The following is a 16,436-nucleotide window of genomic DNA, read 5'->3' on the forward strand; positions in this document are numbered from 1 at the left end:
AAGCCGACTCGAGATCGTCGAATCGGCTTTTTTTCATGCTTCTTTTTTTACTTTTGGTGCTGCCTTTTTCCTTGGAGCCGCAGGCTTCTTGACCGCTGTCTCTTTCTTCACCGCTGTGGCTTCCTTCTTTATGGCTGTTTCTTTTTTTACCGCTGGTCGACCAACATCAGTTCCAGGCTTTGTCCTGTCTATGGATGCTTGTAGAGCAGCCATTAAGTCGGTAACGTTTGATGGTGTCTCTTTTGCTGCCGGGGTGACAGTTTCTTGTCCTGTACGCTTGGACTCAATCAACTCTAACAATGCTGTCCGATATTCATCGGTATATTTTTCAGGTTCAAACTCAGTGGTTAATTGATCAATTAACATAATCGCTGTATCTAATTCTTTATGGGTGACCTTATCGTCTGCAGGGACGTTTGGAACATCTCCTGCACGGCGTACTTCATCAGGAAAATGAATGGTCTCCATAACCAGTGTGTTTTCATATACACGGATGACAGCCATTTGCTCTTTAGAGCGTATAATTATTTTTGCTATACCAACCTTTTGTGATTCCTGCAGAGCTTTTCGAAGCAAAGAATACGCCTTGCCGCCACTTTCATTAGGGGACATGTAATAACTTCTGTCAAAATAAATAGGGTCTATTTCCTCCATTTTGACAAAATCAATAATCTCTACTGCTTTTTCTTCGTTTTCCTTCCGAAGCTTTTCGAGATCTTCCTGATCAAGCACCACAAATTTACCTTTTGTATATTCGTATGCTTTCACAATCTCCTCAGGTTTAACTTCCTGTTCACATACTGTGCAAATCTTTTCATATCTAATCGGTGCATGGCATTTATCATGTAATGTACGAAGCTTAATGTCTTTATCCTCAGTGGCGGTATGAAGTTTGATAGGAATATTTACCAGCCCAAAACTGATGCTGCCTTTCCACATCGTATGCATAATGTAATTCTCCAATCTTTTTACTTATATTGTTGGTTTTCCGATAAGAGAAATTCCTAAAAACTTTTGGTAAAGGATGAATCGCTGTGGTTTGAAACAAAATAAAAGAAAAAGAGAGGAAATAAATGATGAAACCGATGCTGCCAACACTAACCTTTGATCTAACTCTGCAACCGGATTGGCTGTACGAGGTTAAATATGATGGGTTTCGGGCAATTTTGAATTGGGATCATAATGGAATTACCTTAACGAGTAGAAATGATAAGCCCTTGCTGCCGCAGTTCCCAGAGATACAGCATTTTCTAGAGCCGCTAAAGGATTTATTTCAGCCATTTCTTCCCCTTCGACTTGATGGAGAGCTTGTTTTACTTGAAAACCACTATAAGGCCAATTTTTCTGCTATCCAGGTTCGTGGGAGGCTTAAAGCTTCAAAAAAAATTCTTGAACAAGCCCAAAAGGCTCCTTGCCGCCTAATGGTCTTTGATATCCTTTTATTAGCAGGCAAAACCATGCAATCGAGAAAATTTGAAGAACGAAAAGAAGAGCTAATTGAACTTTTTAAACAGCTCAATCTTCCACTGGAAGCAGACCCCTATAGTGACAATTTGCTGCAGCTAGTTGCGGCCCATAAAGATTTCACCGCATTGTGGGAAGACGTCGTCCTCCATGACGGTGAAGGGATTATTGCAAAACAAAAAGACAGCCTTTGGGAAGAAGGTAAGAGATCTTTACAATGGTTAAAATACAAAAATTGGAAATTTGTTTCCTGTTTTATTACAGCTTTGGAGAAAACAAATGGATACTTTTACGTAGGTGTGTATAAAGAAGGAAGTATTCAAGGGATTGGTCAGGTACTATTTGGCTTTAAACCAGATGAAAAACAAGCTCTTCAAAGTACCATTAAACAAAATAAAATTAGTGAGGACGGTCAATTTATCTATGTCGAGCCTGCTATTTGTTTGGAGGTAAAATATTTAGAGCTTTACGATAATCAGCTGCGCGAACCACATTTTCATCGTTTCCGTTTCGATAAAAAGCCGAACGACTGTACATACGAACAATTTATCTTTAAGCAAAAAAATTTACCGGAGGATTTAGATATTACCCACCCCGATAAGCCCCTGTGGAAAAACCATGACATACAAAAGGCAGATTTTATTCTGTATTTAAGGGAAGTCTCGCCTTATATGCTCCCTTTTCTAGAGGATCGGACGTTAACGGTGATTCGCTATCCGCACGGAATGTTTGGTGAACCATTTTATCAAAAGAATTGTCCAGACTATGCACCCGATTTTGTGAAAACACATATGTCTGAAGGTATTGATTATATCGTTTGCAACAACCTAAAAACATTAATATGGCTTGGAAATCAGTTGGCGATTGAATACCATATACCATTTCAACTGATTCACAGTAAGGGAGCGAGCGAAATAGTCTTTGATTTAGATCCTCCTTCAAAAGAAGAATTTCACTTAGCGGTAAAAGCGGCATTATTAATTAAAGAAGTTCTTGACCAATTAAATCTAATTGGATTTATTAAAACATCCGGGAATAAAGGGTTACAAATATATTTGCCTTTGCCTGAAGATGTATATTCCTTTGAGGATACACGTTTATTCACAAGCTTTATAGCGGATTATTTAATTTCGAAGGATCCAGAATCTTTTACAACTGAACGAATGAAAAAAAATCGTGGAAACAGGCTATACGTTGATTATATCCAGCATAGTGAGGGGAAAACGATTGTAGCACCCTATTCCATGAGAGGGAATGAACATGCGGGTGTAGCTACTCCACTATATTGGGAAGAAGTCGATTATACGCTAAATCCCGTTGACTTTAACATGGAAAATGCATTACAGCGAATTAGAAAACAAGGTGACCCATTTAAAAATTATTTTCAAACAAAAACGATACAGCCCTTTGGACCCGTACTAGAAGTATTGAAGGGAAAGAACTAGGTATGGTCACATAGAACCCCTATGTGACCTCCTTTACGTATTCAAATGATTATAACCCAGCTTTTCGAAGAGTCTCTTGAGCGTCTGCTTGCAATTTTTCATAGGTTGACTGCTCAGAAAAGTCTTCTTTCGAGATCACAGAAAAAGTTTCACGTTCTAGGTTAACATCAACATGTACTTGGTACATATACGTTGCATTTCCAATCAAATCAATGCTGTAGTTTTCATCGTGTTCATGAACCACACATTGCACCCTTCCACCGTTATTATAAATATTAATAATTTCTTCCGCGCTATTCAAATCTTGCAGACATGTTACCAATGAAGATGCTGACATTGCCGTTCCGCATGCATTTGTAAAGCCCACTCCACGTTCAAACGTGTTTACGTAAATACTGCCCTTTGCTAAAGATTTAACAAAACTGACGTTTACGCCGTCAGGAAATAACTCATTTGGATTATTTACCTTCTCGCTTACCTCTTTTTGCACCCCAGATTGCAATTGTTCGCTATTTACTATCGAGATTAAATGCGGATTCGGTACGGCAAGCGCAGAAAATGATAACTCCTGTGATAGCTCAGGAATTTTTTCATTAAGTAAATGGGGTTGATTTAATTTCAATGGCAGATCCTCCAAAAGGAATGAAACCGGTGAAATTTCTACTTGGTAGGTTGTCACATCTGGATAGATATCCTGTTGTTTACTTACCTTCAGATCAGCCTTCATGGTTTCAATAACTGCTTCATTAAGTCCCTTCATTTCACAAACATATCTAGCCACTAACCGCAGGCCATTGCCACACATAGATGCTTCTGAACCATCTGCATTAAATACCCGCATTCTTCCATCAGCACGATCGCTATTCATGGTAAAAAGAATTCCGTCTGCCCCTAATTCGGAATTTCTATTACATAACAACGTTGCAAGCTTCGCTCTTTCACTGTCTGAAAAGCAATAAGAATTCGTTATTTCATCGATTATGAGAAAATCATTCCCTGAACCATGACCTTTAATTAAATCAATTTGCACTACAATAACCTCCGAAATTTTTATATCTTATTCTAACAAATAATCAGTAAGAATGACACATTCTATCTCTCAATAAAAAATTCATTGATCAAAAAAGACAACCTCAAAAGCTTTTCTTTTTCCGTTAAATTATCTGATAGAGAAAGTACTGGAGTATTGGGTTCGGGGAATCGACCACTCCATTCAACAGGCATCCATCCACGTCTCAGCCGGCCGACCTGCTGCCTCGACTGATTTAAGACACACTCATCCATAAAATATCCCGAACCTTCAACAGAGCCAATGGATGTTCCTGATTCATCCATCATTTCTTTCTTCTCTTGCAGCCAAGTAATTCTCTCTTTTTTTAAACATCCTAAATATCTCTTGTTTTTATCATAGACTTCAATAATCCATGGCGTAATTTTTTTTATTTTATAATATCCAACAGCCTGGTATTGCTTATTATAAAGTGCATAAATTCTTTGTTTCCTAAACAGCTGGAATCCCTTTTGCCGATGTCTCTTAATAATCCCCGCTTCATTTCCATCAGGAAAGAAGAGATGTACACTAGACTCTTGCTGATTCATGAATACAACCACAAGGTGTTTTGCTGAAAATAGACTATCAGAATGGCTATTCGATTGAGACATATTACGATTAATGAAAATAGCTTGCTTCATTCTATATAGGTAAACCTGAAAGCTAATGAAGCTGTAAACAATAAAAGGTATTGTTAGTAACATTATTTGATTGCTTTGAAAGAAATATAGATTTCCAATACCGATAATGATAGCAGGAACAAGCGATACGATGCTGCCATTTAAGGTAATATTGGCACTACTACGGTAAAATTCATGTATTTTCATCCAGAAAACTCCTTATCTACCCCTCTTATATTTATTCTATTAAACATACATAAAAAAAATGATAGGAGTTTTTCTCTATATCGGTTATTAAAATTAATAGAAAAAAAAGAAGCCGATTTACTGGCCTCTAAAGAAATATCCAATATCAAACCATTAAGAGGCAAGCTCTTTTTTCCTAAAAAAGAACACGCTTAACCATAATAGGATGACAATGAGCAAAAGCGCTATTAAACTGGAAGGCAGTGTGTCATTAGGAAGTTCCCCTGAAGTAAGTAAAGCACCTGCATAACTAGTTAATTGCGAAGGACTCCATTCTAGTAAATGGGAAAGTGCTCCGCTAATAATACTTACTACCAGCGCGAGTGCCAGTGTGATAAATCCTGCCATTCCCGGGGACAAAAGAACTGCACTAAAAAATACTGTAACTGTTAATATAACAGTCAGCCATAATCCATATAAAACAAACGATTGAAAAAATTCCACAATAGGGACCCAATCAAATAACTGCCCCGTATAGTACCAAGTTGATATGTATCCAATAAATAAAGAAATCCACACGAGCAAAAGACTCCCCGCCCATTTAGAAGTAACATAGAAGAGATAGGAAACCGGCTTTACAAGAATCATTGCTGCTACTCCATTTTTTCTTTCACCAGCAATGATCCCCATTGTTCCGAGAACAATAACTAACACCCCAATCGTCGAGTATTTGCTAAGACCAGAAGCTAATACCGCCCCTGCTGTTGGAGTTGGCATTTCAAAAATCGCTCCTTCTGGCAGCCCTCCGACAGATTTTATGATCTGCGGCATATAATAACTGGTTAATGGCTCGGTGACACCTAATAAGATAAAGGTGATTGGAACCCAAATCCATTTAAAATTCCTCCACATTTCTAGAATCTCTTTTTGAAAAAGCGTGATCCATTGGCTCATTTTCCCACCACCTTCATAAATACATCTTCAAGGGTCATACTGCTTATTTCAAATTTATCCAATTGCCAGTCTCTTTCAGATATTAGCTTTAAAAACTCCTTCCTGGCTGTTTCTACATTGCTAACAAACACGCTAATCCGGTTTCCGTCTATCAAAACAGATTTTGTTAAATGATGAGTTCGAAATGTACGTTCCATTTCTTCTGTTTTTTTACGGAAAATCAAGTCTATCTTTGCCTGCTGGTGACGTTCACGCAAATCCACCATTGTTCCCGATTCGACAATTTCCCCATTATGTAAAAAGAGGATTTCATCACAAACTTCTTCTGCGTCATTTAGTATATGTGTGGAAAAGAGAATGGTCGTCTCCTTTTTCAATCCTTCGAGCAGCTCTAATACTTCTCTTCGGCCAAAGGGATCTAAAGCAGACACAGGCTCATCCAGTATAACCAGTTGGGGACGGTGAATAATTGCCTGTGCAATACCAAGCCTTTGCTTCATCCCGCCGGAATATTTCCCTACTCTCCTATTCTTTGCGTCACTAATCCCTACCAGCTCAAGGAGCTCTAACGAACGTTCCTTTGCTTCTTTACTTGTTAAACCAGCAAGCTTCCCTACGTATTGCAGAAATTCGAATCCTGACATCCAGTCATAAAAAACAGGAAACTGCGGCAGGTAGCCAATTAAATGGCGAATATCTCCATCCTTTTTAGCCTCGCTAAAAGAAATTGACCCAGCAGTTGGTTTCATTAATCCTGACAACATCCTGAGGGTCGTTGTTTTACCAGCTCCATTGGGGCCCAATAAGGCAATACACTTCCCCTGTTCAAGCTTAAAATCAAGTCCTTTGATCACCTCATTCCCTTGGAAACTCTTCTTTAATCCTTTAATTTGGATGAGAGACATTAATCATTTCTCCTTCCAATGACAAAATATAGAATGGGTCCTATGATATTAACAAAAATAATAATAAACACCCAAAGCAGTTTCGGACCATTTGTTTTTTCGATTCTAGATAAGTCAACGAGTGAGACAATTAGTAAGATAAGATGAATAATAAAGAGCGGTGCAATTAATCCCCAGCTGATTCCTTCTAATAATTCCATATTAGTTCCCCCTTGTTTCATGCTTTATTTATTGATATGACGTTTGAACTACAAAAACGTTCAAAACCCAGCAAAAAAATTTATTGCTGGGTTAGTTGGCCTATATTATTATTTTATTACTCTAAAAATCAATGGGAATCGGTATTCGTTTCCTTCGTATGCTTTGACGGCTGCGATGATTGTGAATATTAGGGCCATTATTCCTAATATCCATAATAGGAAAATGCCTACAATTAGGAAAATTAATATTCCGCTTATTAAGGAATAAACTGTGTATGAAATGAAAAAGTTAAAATATTCTCTTCCATGATAATTGATAAATGATGACTCATCCTTCTTTAATAACCAAATAACAAGAGGACCTATTATAGGAAAAAATAGACTGACAACATAGAGAATTGCCCCAAGCGTTCTTTCTTCGCTTTTTATCATTTTAAGATTCCCCCAACAGAAAATTTTTTCTATCTTTCCCTAATACTTACGCTCCCATTACGTAAAGGTTTCATATTTTTTTTAAAAAATCATTTATTTTCCACTATCAACTCCATCGTCCAGTTGATAAAATAGTAAAAATAATATTATCAGTGTGTAGAAAGGTTTAATGATGATGAAAATTCTTTTAAAAAATGCAAACGTTTATCCCATTACCTCTGAACCGTTAAAAAACGGCGATGTTTTAATTGATAAAGGGAAAATCATAAAGGTAGGCAAAAATCTTCAAGCTGACTCCAATGTTAAAATCCTGGATTGTAATGAATTGTATCTTTTCCCAGGCTTTATTGATGTTCATACCCACTTAGGTCTATATGATGAAGGAACTGGCTGGGCTGGTAATGACGCAAACGAGACAGCAGAAGCAATGACTCCTCATATTAGAGCTATAGATGGTGTCTATCCACTAGATCCTGCTTTTTCCGATGCCATCAAAAGCGGAATCACCACCGCACATGTTATGCCTGGAAGTGCGAATGTTATTGGAGGGACTACTTCAGTAATTAAAACAACCGGGAAGAATGTAAAAAAAATGATTGTCCAGGAAATTGCAGGTCTTAAACTTGCATTAGGAGAAAATCCAAAAAGAATTCATAGTCAGGGGAATAATGACTCCATTACAAGAATGGGTATTATGGGAATGCTGCGGGAAGCATTCTATAGAGCAATCCATACGGATAACCCAGATAATCTAAGAGTAGCACCACTGGTTATGGCTTTAAAGAGAGAGATTCCTGTTAGAATTCATGCCCATCGTGCAGATGATATTATAACGGCATTGCGTCTTGCTGAAGAATTCAATTTAGATTTAAGAATTGAACATTGTACTGAAGGACATTTAATTGCCAGCGAGTTAGCTGGTTTAAACTTAAAGGTTTCAGTCGGTCCAACTTTAACAAGGAGATCTAAAATTGAACTAAAGAACAAAACGTGGAAAACCTATCAAGAACTAACAAATAATGGTGTAGAAGTATCAATTACAACCGATCACCCATATACACCTATTCAGTATTTGAATATATGTGCGGGGATTGCGGTTCGAGAAGGTCTTTCGGAGCAAAAAGCACTAGAAGGGATCACCATTTTACCTGCGAGAAACCTTAGGTTAGATCAACAATTAGGAAGTATTGACGAGGGAAAAGAGGCTGATTTAGTACTTTGGAGTCACCATCCTTTTCATTATTTAGCAAAACCAAAATGGACAATGATTGGCGGTGAAATCGTTTTCTCAGAACAATAGAAATATGTTGAAATTTGCCAATAAATAAACACGAAAAAACAACAAAAAACCTATTTATTTTTTTTATTTTTTCTAGTATGATACTCTAAGTGAAACCGAAATAGGCCTAAAAATCTGGGGGGTAAATCACATAATTTTTGCAGCAAAAAAAATGATATAGGGAAGGCAAATGGTGCGCCACCAGTAATACCTGGTTCTAGTGGGTTCGATTCCCACCCCGAAATTTTTTAGTTTATCTGAATAAAAAATTTCGAGGGTGGGCCGCTTCTTTAGACATGGGATCGGATTGCCCAAATGGAGGGAAATTCAATGCTTAAGAAACGAGATCTTCATGACAGCCATGTATTATTTGAATTAATGTCGCATCCGGATGTCTTCCCTTTTGTGCGTCAAAAATGCTCTTCTTATGAAGAATTCATCTTTATGACAAAACAAACGATTGAAGCGGAAGAACGCGGTGAATTAATTTCGCGGACCATTCTTGATGAATGGGGTGCCCCTATTGGAACCATTAATCTTTTTGATATTGAAGATAATGCAGGATTTTTAGGTACCTGGCTAGGAAAACCATACCACGGGAAAGGCTATAATGCCCCTGCAAAGGACGCCTTTTTCCAAGAGGTATTTTATACATTAGGAATAGAAACCATCTTTATGAGGATTCGTAAGGTAAATATCAGGTCTATTAAGGCTGCAGAAAAACTCCCTTATGTTGTTAAGGCCAATGAAACAAGAAGATCACTTTACGACCAGTTGAATGCACAAGGTGAAGTGTATGATCTATATGAAATTCCTAAAGACCAATACTCCTTCTACCTCATGCGTAATAACGGTTCAGTACAAGAAGAACCATCACATTTATTAGAAGCATAAAAGCAACCGGCTCCTGCCGATTGCTTTTTTTGGTATAAACAATTTTTATTAATCCGTTATATTTTGTTCTGTTCCAGAATTAACCTCACTAATACCCATATGGAGCAAAAATTCTTCTAGTTCCTCGTTTGTTAATGTTTCAAAACGACCATCATGAAAAAATACTTGAGTTTGATTTGGATTAATACGGTTCATGTTAAAACTCATTTTATTTGCTCCTTTCATAGATGTGTTATAACTATTATCAACAAAAGGAACTTAAACCATTCCAAAAAATAGAATTGTTCAAAAAATTGTAAAAGGAAAATTATTTTGATTGATTTTTTTGTGAATAAACTTTTCCGAGAACATCCATTCCTCCAGTGACAGGAATAATACTCCCAGTTATAAAATCGGACTTATCATCAACGAGAAAGGAAATGACACGGGAGATGTCTTCTCCCGTACCATGTCTTCCTACTGGCACGCTTTCATTAAGGGCTGCTTCCTCGATGCCTTTCTCCTTCCAATGAGAAATAATATCTCCAGGGCAAACCATATTAGCCGTAATACCATTTGCTGCTTCTTCAATAGCAATGGTTCTTGTCAGTGAGGCAAGCCCTGTTTTTGCCGCAGCGAAAGCCGAACGGTAAACCCAGCCAGGAGTGGTTTCGACTCTTTCGAATCCCATTGTAATAATTCTTCCCCATTGGCGCTCTCTCATAATAGGTATAATGGCTTTCGATAAATAAAAGACTGCATTTAAATTCCCATTGATTAAATAATCCCATTCATCGAACGAATACTCCGTCATTTTTTTTCTTTCTCGAACATAAGGTCCGGCATTATGAATCATAACATCAATGGAGGTAAATTCCGAAATAACTGTTTCAACCATATTTGTACAATCTGCCTGATTTGCCACATCTCCTTGAATGCATATAATTTTACTCCCGTATGCCTCTTCAAGCTCCTTTGCTAAAAGGATCGCTTCTTGCTTACTGTTTCGATAGTTAATAGCCAGCTGAAATCCTTGTTTCGCTAACTGGCAGGCTGTTTTTTTTCCTAACCCTGCGGCTCCCCCAGTAATTAACGCGGTTTTTTTCTTCACAAGCCATTACCTCACAATTATATTTTCTAAACTATATGCTTGGACGGCTTGATTATATCTTTAAATTTCTAGTTATTTATAACGCATGTCACCTATGGTGCATAGTATAAGGTATCAATGCCTAGTGAGAGTCTAATGAAAGGGTGTGGAGTTTATGTTCCCATTTAATTTTTTTCCTTTTAATAAAGATATGAAGAATAAGCTTCAGCATATGAAACCTGATGAAATCGATCAATTTATTAAAGGTATCTTGGGAAATGTTATGCCCACTCATTCCGAAAGTCCATTGAATTCTCAGGACCTTATTAACCATTTTCGCCCTCACTCCTCTCAACAGGTAAATTCCCTGAACTCTACAGCTTTTGAAACACATGATTCTGTTTTTGTTAGAATCCCAATTAAAGATGAGTCTATCCTTAAAGATTTACGGGTTTATCATACTGCAAACCAGTTGGTTGTCGAAAATATACCTGAGCGGGATCTTAAACATTCCATCGCTCTTCCAGCTATAGTAAGAAAGAAAGGGTCCTCTGCAAAATTTAAAGATGGGATACTTGAGATTAAATTAATAAAATCACATGACATTCAATACTCCCAAATTGATGTGTCTGAAATTTAAAAGAAAAAAGACAGTCTTAAAAAACTGTCTTTTTCTTTATTAATTCCCTTCCATATGCATTGAATCCTTTGATTCGCTTGGGTCTTCTGGTTCACTTGGGGTTCCAACTACGAATACTTTTTTAGGCATGTTATGCATGTCTCTTGCGGTGACGTGGGAAATAATATAATATGTTCCTTCTTGCTGAAATGATTTTTCTAGACGATAGATTCCATCCTCAGTATGTTCGACTTTAATTTTTTCGTGTTTTTCATCCTTGGCACGCCAAATTTCAAAGGTCACTTCATCGGCGTCGTCGACCTTTTCATCTCCCTGAGTAACCTTAGCTTCAAAAATCATCGGTTCGTTAACATTTCCTTTTTCTGGTGTAACCGTCAACTCTACCTCCACAAACTCAGGTAAGTCACCTGCTTTTTGGTCCTTATTATTGCAAGCAGTGATGCTCAATATAGATACAATAATAACAATGAAAAATAAGAACTTCCTCATCTTTATCCCTCCTTTATAATTTGTCCATTACATGATTATGTAAAAGTATGAGCGCTACCTTAGCTTCATTTGAGATGGTTGACCCAGTAATTCTGCAAATAGCAGAATAATATTTTTCAAACTTATTTTTACGTATTCGCGGATGGGAATTTTCATCAAGCAATTCTCTTTTCACTGCTTCTTTAAGTGTGTCTTCACTGCTTCCATCACTCACAGCAAGCAACCGATTATTCCATATTCTTCGATATTCGGCTAGTAATTCATCAAAATTGAAATCGGCAATCAAAATAGCCACCTCCACATATCCTCAATTGCATTGTTACATACTTTCCAACATTATTGCAAAAAATAAATACAATAAACATTTGAAAGGAGATAACCATGTCAACACCTTATAAATGTCCAAATTGTAAAACCAATAGAAGCCGTTTCAATATCATCCAACAAGTTTCACAATCTGTAAAACTAGACCCTCAATCAGGTGAGGTCGTCAGAGAGTACGGCGAAAATGAATTAGAACCCTTCCACCTGCCATACAACGGACCGGATTATCGAATTCAATGTGCCTCCTGCGGGTTAATTGAAGACGAAAGGACGTTTATTAAATTTGGTCAGCAAGCTTAACGTAAAAAAACACCTTATATGAAGTGCACCCGAATTGTTAGACACACTCTAACAATTCGAGGTGCATTTTTTAATGGCGAAATTTTCGACAGAGCAAAAAATACAATCAGTAAAAGAATATCTAAATGGTAATGATGGAGTGAAAACAATTGCTCGTTCAATCGGTGTAGATCATAGTGTACTCCTTCAGTGGATCAAACAATATAATCTTTTTGGTGAAGATGCCTTTGAAAAACGGTATACATCCTATCCTCAACAGTATAAACTAGACGTACTCAATTATATGAACGAGCAAGGGACGTCTATCAGGGAAACAGCAGCGATCTTTAATATTCCATCACCTTCAACACTTTTAAAATGGAAAATCGCTTATGAATCAGAAGGATTGGATGCCCTACAAATAAAGAAAGAGGGACGTCCATCTATGAAAAATGAGAATCAAAAAACATCCAATAAACAAGTACCAGCGGAAGGGTCAATGGAAGCACTCCAAATGGAATTAGAACGTTTACGTATGGAGAATGCATATTTAAAAAAGTTGAATGCCTTAGTTCAAAACAAGGAAAAATCACCAAAAAAGACAAAGCGCAAGTAGTCTTTGAATTAAGGCATGAATTTCCGGTGAAAGCACTTTTACAACTCGCAGATATCCCCCGTAGTACGTATTATTATTGGGTGAAAAACATGGGGCGTCCTGATACAGATGCAGAGCTGAAGGGATTGATTCAATCCATTTATGACGAACATGAAGGCCGTTTTGGCTACCGCCGTATTCGTGATGAACTTAGAAATCGTGGACACAAAGTAAATCACAAAAAAGTACAGCGTATCATGAAAGAACTAGGTCTAAAATGTCTCGTCAGAATGAAAAAATATCGCTCTTATAAAGGTAAAGTAGGTAAAATTGCACCAAATATTTTAAATCGCAACTTCAAAGCTGAAGAACCAAATGAGAAATGGGTTACAGACATTACAGAGTTTAAATTATTTGGAGAGAAGCTATATTTATCCCCGATATTGGACCTATATAATGGAGAAATTATTACATATACAATTGGATCAAGACCGACCTATTCACTTGTCTCAACGATGTTATATCAAGCCTGTGAACGGTTAACCGACGGCAATAAACTACTTATTCATTCAGATCAAGGTTGGCACTACCAGATGAAAAAATACCAACATTCCCTAAACGAGCGAGGTATTACGCAAAGTATGTCCCGTAAAGGAAACTGTTACGACAACGCCGTTATAGAAAATTTCTTCGGGATTTTGAAATCAGAATTTCTGTATCTAAAAGAATTTGAAAGTGTCGACCATTTCAAACAAGAACTAGAAAAATATATAGATTACTACAATCACAAACGAATTAAGGCAAAATTAAAAGGCCTGAGCCCAGTACAGTACCGAGTTCAGGCCCAACAAGCTGCCTAACGAAATAACCTGTCTAACTTTACGGGGTCACTTCAATACAGGTGTTTTTTTCATGTTATTTTAATCCATTTTCTTTTAAGAACGAGTCAGAATCTATTTTCCAACCTTCCATTGTTGAAAAACGCATCAAATGGAGTTCACCGCTATAATGCTGTCGTCCTCTATCTTTAATAAACCAATCAATCTCCACAGGTACATCCAGACTTATTTCCTCTTTTAAATCCTCAGCAGGTAATATAGGCATCCTAGTGATTCTAACATTTTCAATTTTGCCTAATATGGGCTTCCAATTAAGCTTTTGTACGCTAATCAACTTAGAAATATATCTATCCTGCTGCTTTAAACCTGCAATATATGCTTGAACGGTTTCATATGGCGATGCCTTACTTAAGTACTCCTCCAACTTTCCAGAAGCTTTAAAAATCATCAGCATATGTGACAGATCCATTGCATTTGTTCGATGGGTCGTACTTCCATAAAAGTGGATACAAAAATGCCCTGGAAAATTATTTTTTAAAGCCCCTCCCCCATGCGGCATACCGTGCATAGACCCGGCAATCCATTGGTCTTTACTGATTACAATGATGGCCCGCCGCTTCCAGCTCCATTTTCCTCCGTAAATTTTTTTCATCATTTTAGTATCCTTTGCAGTCAAAGGCTGTACATCAGCATGATGGCTTCCCGCCCGTCTTTGAACATTAAACTTTTTACCAGTTTCAATATCCAAAACAGTAAACTTCGAATATTTTGGTAAAACTTTATTAACCTCTTCCCATGGCAGCATTTCAATTTTATAACTAATAGTAGCGGCGGCATGGACCCCTTGACCATAAAGGAGGAAAAGAATAACCATCATAATAGCTGTTTTCTTCTTCATCTAATCCTCCTTTACAATGTAAAATAACTACATTAAAAGAGTTACCTGAAGAAGAAATGTTCATTCATTTTCTTTTCGATTTTTGAATTGCTTTTCAAGTTGTTTGAGCTTTTCCTCTATCTCTGTCCAATGGATATTTTCACCAATTAAAACTAAATTTAAGGGTAAGTTCATTTCTTCTTTCATGTAAAAAGGCATTCCGTAAGAATATTGGAAAAGATATGGTTTTGATGAGGAATCAAATTTCACATAGCCTTTGATACGGTAAATCTCCTCTGGTAAATCCTTTAAAAATTGCTCAAACTTTATATGATCGATCGGCCCTTGAAATTGGTAAACAAACGTAGTTAAATTAAGGGCTTTTTTAGTGAAGGTGGAACTGGTTTTATTGTCAAATGATAAAGTTAGTTTTCTTAATTCATCAATTGAAACCTGTGAAAAATTGGTTAATAAACAACGAGCCGATGGATTGATTCCTTGAATTTCAAAAATAATTTTTGCATGATCAGAATCTGATAATTCCTCCATGTTATTGATCAGAATAAAATCTCGGTGTCTGACCTGCTCGATAAGTAACTGTTGGAGCTGTGGACCTAACGCCTTCCTGTCCCTCCACCTTAATCCATTTACTGTGGTTACAATACCTTTTATCGTAAATTGATCCGCAAATAATGGCGAAAGAATGGCATCCAGAACTTCTACCGGGTGTGCGGCACCAGTAGTTTCGATATAAATGACTTCTGGTTTTTCATTTACTAACAAACTCTGCAGCTGAGCTTCTAGCTTGTCCTGAATCGAACAGCAGATACAGCCCCCTAACAGTTCTTTTAAAGCCACATCCTCATCACGAGCTACTTCAGAATCAATGGACACCTTCCCTAACTCATTCATCATTACAGCTGTTTTTCTGCCTAATAATCGCTCATTTTCGAGTAATCGCTTTAAAAGAGTCGTTTTCCCGCTTCCTAAAAAACCTGATAATATATAAACTTCAGTATTGTTCATCCTACTTACCTCTTTTTCTTTTGATAATTCTTTCATTATATATGAAATTGGGCTAACTACTAGATACAAGTCGCTTATAATAATGGTAAAAAGAATATTCAGAAAGGAATATTTCTTATGATTTATGAGTATGTCTATCCAAAAAGTCTCCTGCATTTCGTAAAAAACCCTTCGCATGAAACGTTAAAAGACCTTCTCTTTAACAATACGGGAGAAACAGATTTTTTAGATTTTAAAACGAAATGGACAGAATTTTCTAAGATGGCAAAACATGTACTTGCAATTGCAAATTCCGGCGGCGGCTGCATTATAGTCGGTGTTAGTCAAAATGATGAGGGGGCTATTTCTTTAACCGGTCTTAACGAAGATGATTTCTTAGATAAAGCAGATATTGATAATAAACTTTCCAATTTACTGCCCAAATACTTAAAATATCGGACAGAAGATTTTCATTATAATAAGGACCAGCTAACCTTGAGCAATAAACGTTTTCAGGTACTTATGATTGAATATGATCCAAAATACGTTCCCTATACTTCTGTGGTTCAACGAAATGAGCTTCGTTATGGCGCCATATATGTCCGACAAGGAACCAAATCACTAGAGGCAACCAATGATAAGCTCGTTGAAATCATCCTTCGGAAAGTACAGTCTGGAGGTTCTGGGGTGAATGAATATACCCTAAAAGAGCACCTTGGCCAGTTAAAAGAATTATATGAAGAGATCGCTTCACAAAATGAGAACGAGTATCGGCAATTTATTGAAGAACTGATAGAACGCAAAAAAGATAGAATACGAGAGTTATTAGATGTCCTTCCTAAAAATTGAGGTAATTAATTTTATCATCTTTAAAGATACCTAATTCCTG

At 37.0% G+C, this 16,436-nt stretch carries 20 protein-coding genes; 7 read left to right on the plus strand and 13 right to left on the minus strand.

Annotated elements, in window-relative coordinates:
* Positions 1–33 precede the first annotated feature (33 nt).
* Entirely contained in the window at positions 34–948 is a 915-nt protein-coding gene (ku, locus tag QNH29_RS20250; protein WP_283861129.1) for a non-homologous end joining protein Ku, read from the minus strand.
* 128 nt (positions 949–1,076) lie between these two features.
* On the opposite strand from ku, the gene QNH29_RS20255 reads away from it, so the two are divergent.
* Positions 1,077–2,909, plus strand: a complete 1,833-nt coding sequence (locus QNH29_RS20255; protein WP_283865690.1) for a DNA ligase D — start codon at positions 1,077–1,079, stop codon at positions 2,907–2,909.
* Between the two features lie 49 nt (positions 2,910–2,958).
* On the opposite strand, the gene dapF is transcribed toward QNH29_RS20255, so the two are convergent.
* From dapF to QNH29_RS20285, 6 genes are all read right to left on the minus strand, one after another.
* Entirely contained in the window at positions 2,959–3,939 is a 981-nt protein-coding gene (gene dapF / locus QNH29_RS20260) for a diaminopimelate epimerase (protein WP_283861130.1), read from the minus strand.
* Positions 3,940–4,001: 62 nt separating this feature from the next.
* On the minus strand, positions 4,002–4,787 hold the full coding sequence (locus tag QNH29_RS20265; protein ID WP_283861131.1) for a hypothetical protein: 786 nt from the start codon (positions 4,785–4,787) through the stop codon (positions 4,002–4,004).
* A 153-nt stretch (positions 4,788–4,940) separates the two neighbouring features.
* Positions 4,941–5,720 (minus strand): ABC transporter permease, encoded by a 780-nt coding sequence (locus tag QNH29_RS20270; RefSeq protein ID WP_283861132.1) that lies wholly within the window; start codon positions 5,718–5,720, stop codon positions 4,941–4,943.
* On the minus strand, positions 5,717–6,625 hold the full coding sequence (locus QNH29_RS20275; protein WP_283861133.1) for an ABC transporter ATP-binding protein: 909 nt from the start codon (positions 6,623–6,625) through the stop codon (positions 5,717–5,719). The genes QNH29_RS20270 and QNH29_RS20275 overlap by 4 nt, the downstream gene beginning before the upstream one ends.
* Positions 6,625–6,825: a PLDc N-terminal domain-containing protein gene (locus QNH29_RS20280; RefSeq protein ID WP_283861134.1), complete on the minus strand. Its 201-nt coding sequence runs from the start codon at positions 6,823–6,825 to the stop codon at positions 6,625–6,627. The genes QNH29_RS20275 and QNH29_RS20280 overlap by 1 nt, the downstream gene beginning before the upstream one ends.
* Before the next feature lie 108 nt (positions 6,826–6,933).
* Complete coding sequence (locus QNH29_RS20285; RefSeq protein ID WP_283861135.1) at positions 6,934–7,257, minus strand: DUF4870 domain-containing protein; 324 nt, start codon at positions 7,255–7,257, stop codon at positions 6,934–6,936.
* A 172-nt stretch (positions 7,258–7,429) separates the two neighbouring features.
* Between QNH29_RS20285 and QNH29_RS20290 the strand changes: the two genes are divergently transcribed.
* Together QNH29_RS20290 and QNH29_RS20295 are read left to right on the plus strand one after the other, a co-directional pair.
* Positions 7,430–8,557, plus strand: a complete 1,128-nt coding sequence (locus tag QNH29_RS20290; RefSeq protein WP_283865691.1) for an amidohydrolase — start codon at positions 7,430–7,432, stop codon at positions 8,555–8,557.
* Positions 8,558–8,866: 309 nt separating this feature from the next.
* Positions 8,867–9,430 carry a GNAT family N-acetyltransferase gene (locus tag QNH29_RS20295; protein WP_283861136.1) on the plus strand — a complete coding sequence of 188 codons (564 nt, stop codon included), beginning with the start codon at positions 8,867–8,869 and terminating at the stop codon, positions 9,428–9,430.
* 48 nt (positions 9,431–9,478) lie between these two features.
* Here QNH29_RS20295 and QNH29_RS20300 read toward each other — a convergent pair whose 3' ends face one another.
* Both QNH29_RS20300 and QNH29_RS20305 read right to left on the minus strand, forming a co-directional pair.
* The gene (locus tag QNH29_RS20300) at positions 9,479–9,637 is read right to left on the minus strand and encodes a hypothetical protein (protein WP_283861137.1); all 159 of its coding nucleotides are present in this window, start codon (positions 9,635–9,637) and stop codon (positions 9,479–9,481) included.
* Between the two features lie 100 nt (positions 9,638–9,737).
* On the minus strand, positions 9,738–10,520 hold the full coding sequence (locus QNH29_RS20305; protein WP_283861138.1) for an SDR family oxidoreductase: 783 nt from the start codon (positions 10,518–10,520) through the stop codon (positions 9,738–9,740).
* Positions 10,521–10,710: 190 nt separating this feature from the next.
* Here QNH29_RS20305 and QNH29_RS20310 point away from each other — a divergent pair, with 190 nt between their 5' ends.
* The gene (locus QNH29_RS20310) at positions 10,711–11,139 is read left to right on the plus strand and encodes an Hsp20/alpha crystallin family protein (RefSeq protein ID WP_283861139.1); all 429 of its coding nucleotides are present in this window, start codon (positions 10,711–10,713) and stop codon (positions 11,137–11,139) included.
* 39 nt (positions 11,140–11,178) lie between these two features.
* Here QNH29_RS20310 and QNH29_RS20315 read toward each other — a convergent pair whose 3' ends face one another.
* A complete protein-coding gene (locus QNH29_RS20315) occupies positions 11,179–11,628 on the minus strand; it encodes a FixH family protein (protein WP_283861140.1) in 450 nt (149 codons plus the stop codon).
* Between the two features lie 13 nt (positions 11,629–11,641).
* Entirely contained in the window at positions 11,642–11,914 is a 273-nt protein-coding gene (locus QNH29_RS20320) for a hypothetical protein (RefSeq protein WP_481858744.1), read from the minus strand.
* 95 nt (positions 11,915–12,009) lie between these two features.
* Between QNH29_RS20320 and QNH29_RS20325 the strand changes: the two genes are divergently transcribed.
* Together QNH29_RS20325 and QNH29_RS20330 are read left to right on the plus strand one after the other, a co-directional pair.
* Entirely contained in the window at positions 12,010–12,252 is a 243-nt protein-coding gene (locus tag QNH29_RS20325) for a DNA alkylation repair protein (RefSeq protein WP_283861141.1), read from the plus strand.
* A 73-nt stretch (positions 12,253–12,325) separates the two neighbouring features.
* Positions 12,326–13,686 (plus strand): IS3 family transposase gene (locus tag QNH29_RS20330; RefSeq protein WP_283861142.1). Its coding sequence is split into 2 segments (ribosomal slippage): positions 12,326–12,782 and positions 12,782–13,686, totalling 1,362 coding nucleotides; the frame shifts between segments, so codons are not numbered across the junction.
* Positions 13,687–13,741: 55 nt separating this feature from the next.
* Here QNH29_RS20330 and QNH29_RS20335 read toward each other — a convergent pair.
* Together QNH29_RS20335 and QNH29_RS20340 are read right to left on the minus strand one after the other, a co-directional pair.
* Complete coding sequence (locus QNH29_RS20335; protein WP_283861143.1) at positions 13,742–14,563, minus strand: hypothetical protein; 822 nt, start codon at positions 14,561–14,563, stop codon at positions 13,742–13,744.
* A 60-nt stretch (positions 14,564–14,623) separates the two neighbouring features.
* Entirely contained in the window at positions 14,624–15,568 is a 945-nt protein-coding gene (locus QNH29_RS20340; RefSeq protein ID WP_283861144.1) for a CobW family GTP-binding protein, read from the minus strand.
* A gap of 117 nt (positions 15,569–15,685) precedes the next feature.
* Between QNH29_RS20340 and QNH29_RS20345 the strand changes: the two genes are divergently transcribed.
* A complete protein-coding gene (locus QNH29_RS20345) occupies positions 15,686–16,396 on the plus strand; it encodes an AlbA family DNA-binding domain-containing protein (RefSeq protein ID WP_283861145.1) in 711 nt (236 codons plus the stop codon).
* Positions 16,397–16,436: the final 40 nt, after the last annotated feature.

Origin of the sequence: Neobacillus sp. DY30 (genome assembly GCF_030123065.1) — a bacterium.
Classification (GTDB): Bacteria; Bacillota; Bacilli; order Bacillales; family Cytobacillaceae; genus Neobacillus.